The 5,990-nt window shown below is 74.7% G+C and carries 6 protein-coding genes and 1 riboswitch; of the genes, 1 reads left to right on the top strand and 5 read right to left on the bottom strand.

Features of this window, described 5'->3' with window-relative positions; all coding sequences use genetic code 11:
• Window positions 1-19: 19 nt before the first annotated feature.
• Entirely contained in the window at window positions 20-145 is a 126-nt protein-coding gene (locus tag ACFU0Y_RS16505) for a hypothetical protein (RefSeq protein ID WP_380215777.1), read from the bottom strand.
• 357 nt (window positions 146-502) lie between these two features.
• Between ACFU0Y_RS16505 and ACFU0Y_RS16500 the strand changes: the two genes are divergently transcribed.
• Window positions 503-2,071 carry an alpha/beta fold hydrolase gene (locus ACFU0Y_RS16500; protein WP_380215775.1) on the top strand — a complete coding sequence of 523 codons (1,569 nt, stop codon included), beginning with the start codon at window positions 503-505 and terminating at the stop codon, window positions 2,069-2,071.
• A gap of 44 nt (window positions 2,072-2,115) precedes the next feature.
• Here the strand turns inward: ACFU0Y_RS16500 and ACFU0Y_RS16495 are convergent, their stop codons facing one another.
• The 4 genes from ACFU0Y_RS16495 to ACFU0Y_RS16480 all read right to left on the bottom strand — a co-directional run bounded on the left by ACFU0Y_RS16495 (window position 2,116) and on the right by ACFU0Y_RS16480 (window position 5,857).
• Window positions 2,116-2,556, bottom strand: coding sequence for a hypothetical protein (locus ACFU0Y_RS16495; RefSeq protein WP_380215773.1), 441 nt, complete (start codon window positions 2,554-2,556; stop codon window positions 2,116-2,118).
• Window positions 2,557-2,771: 215 nt separating this feature from the next.
• On the bottom strand, window positions 2,772-4,133 hold the full coding sequence (locus ACFU0Y_RS16490) for an LLM class flavin-dependent oxidoreductase (RefSeq protein WP_380215771.1): 1,362 nt from the start codon (window positions 4,131-4,133) through the stop codon (window positions 2,772-2,774).
• Window positions 4,133-4,897, bottom strand: a complete 765-nt coding sequence (locus ACFU0Y_RS16485; protein ID WP_380215769.1) for a 3-oxoacyl-ACP reductase — start codon at window positions 4,895-4,897, stop codon at window positions 4,133-4,135. Before ACFU0Y_RS16485 ends, ACFU0Y_RS16490 begins: the two co-directional genes overlap by 1 nt.
• A gap of 44 nt (window positions 4,898-4,941) precedes the next feature.
• A riboswitch (TPP riboswitch) is annotated at window positions 4,942-5,045 on the bottom strand.
• Between the two features lie 53 nt (window positions 5,046-5,098).
• Window positions 5,099-5,857 carry a FadR/GntR family transcriptional regulator gene (locus tag ACFU0Y_RS16480; RefSeq protein ID WP_380215767.1) on the bottom strand — a complete coding sequence of 253 codons (759 nt, stop codon included), beginning with the start codon at window positions 5,855-5,857 and terminating at the stop codon, window positions 5,099-5,101.
• Between the last annotated feature and the right edge of the window lie 133 nt (window positions 5,858-5,990).

The raw sequence follows: 5,990 nt of genomic DNA, 5'->3' as shown, positions 1-5,990 counted from the left end.
CCCCGCTGGGGCGCCCCCCTCACCGGCCGTCGTGGCGCGTGGCGACGGCAAGGACCGTCTCCACCATGAACCGGGTGAACCGGTCCGTCTCCTCGGCGAGCTCCGCCGGGGCCTCGTGGTCGTGCCGTCCCTCCACGAAGAACACCGGGATCCGCAGCTCCAGGAAAGGAGCAGGCGCCCAGCACCAGGCGCAGCGCCCCGGACCGGTTGCCGTGCACCTCTCCGCCGAAGCGGCCGAGCAGGCGCCGCTGGGTGACGACCGCCTTCCTCCAGCCACCCCGATAGGGCGGCGGGCCGATCCGGGCAAGGGCTCGGCCGGCCTCCGGTCGTGGTGCCGTCGGGCCTGCGCGCCAGGGATCCGGGGCTGATGACACGGCCGCCGCCGGCACGGGATCAGCGGTATGTGACGGACCGAGTGCCTTCCCGAGCAGCCCCCGGGAGGAATGGGGCCGAGAATGAGTGGCACGAATCCCTCCACTCCGAGAAGTCCGAAAGGCCGGCGATGAGCACGCTGGACCACCACCCCGCCGGACACTCCGCGGCCCGGCCCCGGCCCCTCTCCCTCCTGGTCCGTGTCCACGCCGACCGGCGCGTTGCCGGCGCGGCCGCCGTGGTCCTGGTGGCGGTGGTCGGTCTGCTGTCGGGCCTGGTGCTGCCGAGGGGGCCGGTCACATCGGGCCAGTCCGTGTCGGTGCTGGTCCTGTGCTCGGCGCTGGGCGCGGCCGCGGGGCTGCTCACCGCCTCGCGGTGGTCGGTGCTGCTGGCCCCGGCGGTCTTCGGGACGGCGTTCGAGCTGGCGCGGATCCCGGCGGTCGGGCCGACCGTGGACGGCATCCACCTGGGCAGTGTCTACGGGGTCGCCGCACTCGTGGCCGGGCGCGGCTTCGACGCCCTGGTGATGGGATTCCCGCTGGCCGTGGGCGCGGTGTGGGGAGCGGCTGCCGGACGACGCCTCACCCGGAGAGTCCCCCCGGGTCGCCGTCGTGCCGGGGGCTACGTCCGGCGGGGCGCTGCCGTCCTGGCGGCGGTGCTGGTGCTGGCCCTGGCAGCAGCTCTGCTGCGCCCGGCGAGGACCGCGCCCATCGTCGGAGCCGACGGCGCGCCCCTGCCGGGCAGTGTGGCCGAGCTGACCACCGTCGCGATCGGGGGCCACGAGCAGTCGATCATGATCCGCGGCCACGACCGGGACAACCCGGTGCTGCTCTTCCTCGAAGGCGGGCCCGGCGGCACGGCACTGGGGGCGATGCGCGCCTCCGGACAGGGACTGGAGGAGGACTTCGTGGTGGCGGTGTGGGACCAGCGCGGCACCGGCAAGTCCCTGTCCGCGCTGGAGCCGACCGCCACGATGACGGTGGAGCAGATGGTGGCCGACACCGTGGCGGTCGCCGACCACCTGCGGAACCGGTTCGGGCAGGAGAAGATCTATCTCGTGGGCAGCTCCTGGGGCACCACACTGGGGGTGCTGGCGGTCCAGCAGGCCCCCGAGAAGTTCCACGCCTACGTCGGGTCGGGACAGATGGTGGACCAGCAGGAGACCGACCGGCGGATGTACGCCGAGACCCTGGCCTGGGCGGAACGGACGGGCGAGACCGACTTCGCCCAGCGGCTGCGGGACAACGGCCCGCCCCCGTATACGGACATGCTGGCCTACCCGGACGCGCTGTCGACGAATCCCGAGTACCGGGACTTCCCGCACGGGGACGACTTCGACCCGGCCAGTCAGTATCCGGTGAGCCTGTTCGTGGAGGAGTACACCCTCACCGAGCAGGTCCGGGCGATGGGCGGGATCATCGACACCTTCGCGGTGCTCTACCCGCAGCTGCAGGACATCGACTTCCGTCGCGACGTCCCCGAACTGGGCGTGCCGGTGTACGTGGTGGAGGGTGCCCATGAGTCCCCGGGGCGGTCGGACCTGGCCGTGGAGTGGTTCGAGGACCTCGACGCGCCGGACAAGGAACTGGTGGTGCTCGACCGCTCCGGGCACACCCCGCACCTGGACCAGCCATCACGGTTCCACGACGTCATGATCGACACCGTCCTGGCCAGGACCGGCGGCCCCGACCGTCCCTGAGGACCGCGTCCTCCGCCGGTGTCGTCCCGCCCCCGGACGGGTGGTCAATCGGCGCGGAACCTGACGGTCCTGCGGCGGACGGCTTCGAAGGCCACCGCGGAGAGGGCGTTCGGGACCCAGTAGGGCCAGGGCAGCGCCGGGACCAGGCCCAGCACCCAGGCCTGGGCCCAGCGCAGCGCCCCGGGGACCCGGCGGCCCCGCAGCAGGTGGTAGCCGACGACCGCCTGGAAGCACGCCGCGCCCAGCACGACGGCGGGTGCCGCGGGTCCCAGCGCCTCCGGCAGCCGCCGGTGGGGCGGCGACCACGCGCTGTCCCGCAACCACGCCAGGAACCGCGGGGCGGTCCGGACGGTGTGGACGGCGTTCAGCACGGCGCAGCCGGCGAAGTACACGCCGACGGCCCGGACCGCCCGCACTGCTCCCTGGTGCGGGGGTGGTGACGGGACGGCGTGGGAGCCGGTGCGCCGGTGCGCGGGACGGCCCATGGCTGGTGCGCCTCGGTGCTTCCGGCCGTGTCCGGCCATGACGACCGCGGCGGGCGCCGTCGTTGACGGCGGGTGCGACACATTCCACCATGGGCCCGTGCCCTGTGTCACGACGGGGGCGATCGAGACCTCGGGAGTCACCATGGACGTCGGACGCAGCCTGCCGCGCGACCTGCTCGCCGCCGTGGCCGAGGCCGGGGGCCGGACGGACTCGGTCACGTCATGGTCGTCGTCGTACCGGGTGCGGAAGCACTCCGTCGACGGTCGTCGGGCCGCGGCAGTCCCAGGTGCCCACGCAGCGTCGAGGCCGTGTAGCGGGTGCGGAAGAGCCCGCGGCGCTGGAGGACGGGCACCACGTGGTCCACGAAGTCGTCGAGGGAGTCCGGCAGCCGGGGCGGCATGAGGTTGAAGCCGTCGGCCGCGCCCGAGCGGAACCAGCGTTCCATCCGGTCCGCGACGGCCTCCGGGGTGCCGACCACCGTGCAGTGCCCGCCCCCGGCGGCCAGCCGGCCCAGCAGCTGCCGCACGGTGGGCCGCTCGACCGCCACGATCCGCAGGATCGTGGCGTACCGGCCCTGCGGTCCGGTGAAGCCCTCGAGCGGCGGCAGCTCCGGGACCGGGGCGTCCAGCTCCCAGTCGCCGCAGTCCTGCTGGATGAACGCGGACAGTTGGGCCAGGGACTGCTCCGAGGGCAGCAGGGCGTCCACCTCCGCCTGCTTCGCGCGGGCCTCCTCCTCCGTGGAGCCCACGTAGGCGACCAGGCCGGGCATGACAGCCACGCCCTCCGGGTCCCGTCCGGCCGCGGCGACCCGCTGCCTGAGGTCCGTGCGGTACTCCCGCGCGCTCTCCAGGTCGTGGGCCACGGCGTAGACCCCCTCGGCGTGCCGGGCGGCCAGGTCCCGCCCCGGCCCGGAGGCGCCCGCCTGGAACAGGACCGGGCGCCCCTGGGGCGGGCGCGGCACGGTCAGCGGGCCGTCCACGCGGAAGTGCTCACCGGCGTGGTCGATCCGGTGCACCCGCTCGGGATCGGCGTGCAGGCCGTGCCGGTCGCCGACCAGGGCGTCGTCGGACCACGAGTCCCAGAGCCGCTGCGTCACGTCGATGAACTCCGCCGCCCGCGCGTAGCGCTCGGCGTGCGGCGGCATGCCCGGCAGGCCGTGGTTGCGCGCCTCGGCGTCGAACATGGAGGTGACCACGTTCCAGCCGGCCCGCCCGCGGCTGATGTGGTCGAGGGAGGCCAGCAGCCGGGCGGCGTGGAACGGTGTCCAGAAGGTCGTCGAGACCGTGCTGACCAGGCCGATCCGCTCCGTGGCCCGGGCCATCGCGGACAGGGCCGTGAGCGGTTCGAGGAACCACCGGGGCCCCTCGCCCACGTCGCCGGTGCTGTGCCCGTCGGCGAAGAACACGGCGTCGAGCAGACCGCGCTCGGCGCTGCGGGCGAGGCGCTCCCAGTGGGTGATGTCCCCGAGCTGCTCCAGCGGGGAGTCCGGGTGCCGCCAGGCGGCCTGGTGGTGGCCCGCGCCGAAGAGGAAGGCGTTGAGGTGCAGCTGTCGAGGGGCGGGCGCGGTGGTCCCCATCAGTCGAGGACCAGTCCGCCGTCGACCACCAGGTTCTGCCCGGTGACCGAGCGCGCCCACGGCGAGGCGAAGAACAGGAGGGCGTCGGCGAACTCGGCCGGGGTGGTGACGCGGCCCAGCGGGGTGCCCGCCGCGATCTGGTCGAAGACCGCCTCGGGCGTGGCGGCGCTGGCGTCGGTGGTGCGCAGCAGCCCGCCGGAGGCCATGTTGACGGTGATGTTGTGCCGTCCGAGGTCCTTGGCCAGGGTGCGGGTCAGCGACAGGAGCGCGGCCTTGGCGGCCGTGTAGTCGTGGTAGGGCACCACCGGGTTCTGGAAGAGGTTCGTGCCGATGTTGACGATCCGGCCGAAGCCCTGCTCCCGCATGCCGGGCAGCGCGTGCTGGGTGGTGTTGAGGGCCCCGCGGACGCTGCCGGAGAACTGGGTGTCGAACTCCTCCCAGCGGATGTCCTCCGCGGTGGAGCGGGAGTCGCCGTTGAAGGAGAAGTCGGCCAGCGCGTTGTTCACCACCGTGGTGACGGGGGAGCCGAAGTGCTCCCGGGCGGCGCGCAGCATCTCGGCCACCTGCGCGGGGTCGGTCACGTCGGCGGGCAGGGCCACCGCCCGGTCGGGGCCGTACCGGTCGGCGAGCTCCGCCGCGGCCGCGCCGCTGCGCCGGTGGTTGACGACGACCTTCGCGCCCTGGCCGGCGAAGGCCTCGACGACGCTGCGTCCGAGCCCGCGGGCTCCGCCGGTGACGAGGACGATCTGTGCTGCGATCTGCATGGGTCTCCCTGGGGTCAGGGCGAGGAGACGCGGGCCGGCCACGGCCGGTCCCGGCAGGACATCCCTTCGCCAGTCCTAACTGGATCAGGTTCGACGGGTGTCATCTCAGCCGGCTCGTCGTGCGGTGCCGGCACCCCGTGTCACTGCGCACGAGTATAGGCACCCGGTCCGCGGGCCGCCCGTTCCGCCGGCCGCAGCGGGTCACACGGGGTCGCGGCCGTCGCCGGGGACGCCGTCGTCGGCGGGCCCCCCGTGCCCGAGGAATCCGCGCAGCAGCGCGGCCGTGCCCTCCAGGTGCGCGAGGGAGGCGGCCCGGGCAGCGGGGGCGTCGCCCGCCAGGACGGCGTCGGCGAGCTCGCGGTGCTGGCGGTCGGAGTGCTCGAGGTTGACCGGCAGCACGGGGATCCGGTCGAGCAGGTCGCTGGCCCGGGAGCGCACCTCCGCGACGGCGCGGACCAGGCTCGGGCAGCCGCCCAGCTCCGCCACCGCGATGTGGAAGCGGGCGTCGGCGGGGCGGTAGTCCTCCGGGGGGCTCTCCTCGACCTGGCGCAGGCACGCGAGCAGGTGCTCCCGGGCCGCCGCGCTGAGGGACGCGGCCGCGGCCAGCTCCGCCGCGGCGGGCTCCACGACCGCGCGGAACACCAGCACGTCCTCGACGTCCGCGGGATCCACCGGGGGCAGCGCCTCGTCCGGCAGGGCGGTGCGGCCGGTCACGAAGGTCCCGCCGTACCGGCCGCGCACCACCTCCAGGACGCCGGCGGCCTGGAGCTCGTGCAGGGCCTCCCGCAGCGTGGCACGGGAGATGCCGAGCATCGCCGCGGTCTCCCGCTCGGGCGGGAGCCGCTCGCCCTTGCGGAACAGGCCGAGCCGGATCGAGTCGAGGATCCGCTCCACGGCCTCCTCGAAGGCGTTGCCCTGGCGCACGGGCCGGATGCGGGGGTGCCGGACGGGATCGCTCACGATGGCGCTCCTCCCTGCCGTGCGACGTGCGCCCATCGTGCCACGGACCCCGCCGCGGGCGTCGTCCTCCGAGAGCGGCCGGACCGGGCGGGGCCGCGAGCGGGAGCGGCGCGCCGCCCCGTCCGGGCAGCGC

Origin of the sequence: Kocuria sp. NPDC057446 (assembly GCF_042802875.1) — a bacterium.
Taxonomy (GTDB): Bacteria; Actinomycetota; Actinomycetes; order Actinomycetales; family Micrococcaceae; genus Kocuria.
The sequence above is the reverse complement of the archived record's forward strand: the minus strand, read 5'-3'. Positions and strand labels throughout refer to the sequence as shown.

What these genes read in the sequence shown, in the direction of transcription:
- ACFU0Y_RS16500 (WP_380215775.1), top strand. Translation starts at nt 503, where the DNA reads ATGAGCACGCTGGACCACCACCCCGCCGGACACTCCGCGGCCCGGCCC.
- ACFU0Y_RS16495 (WP_380215773.1), bottom strand. Translation starts at nt 2,556, where the DNA reads ATGGGCCGTCCCGCGCACCGGCGCACCGGCTCCCACGCCGTCCCGTCA.
- ACFU0Y_RS16490 (WP_380215771.1), bottom strand. Translation starts at nt 4,133, where the DNA reads ATGGGGACCACCGCGCCCGCCCCTCGACAGCTGCACCTCAACGCCTTC.
- ACFU0Y_RS16485 (WP_380215769.1), bottom strand. Translation starts at nt 4,897, where the DNA reads ATGCAGATCGCAGCACAGATCGTCCTCGTCACCGGCGGAGCCCGCGGG.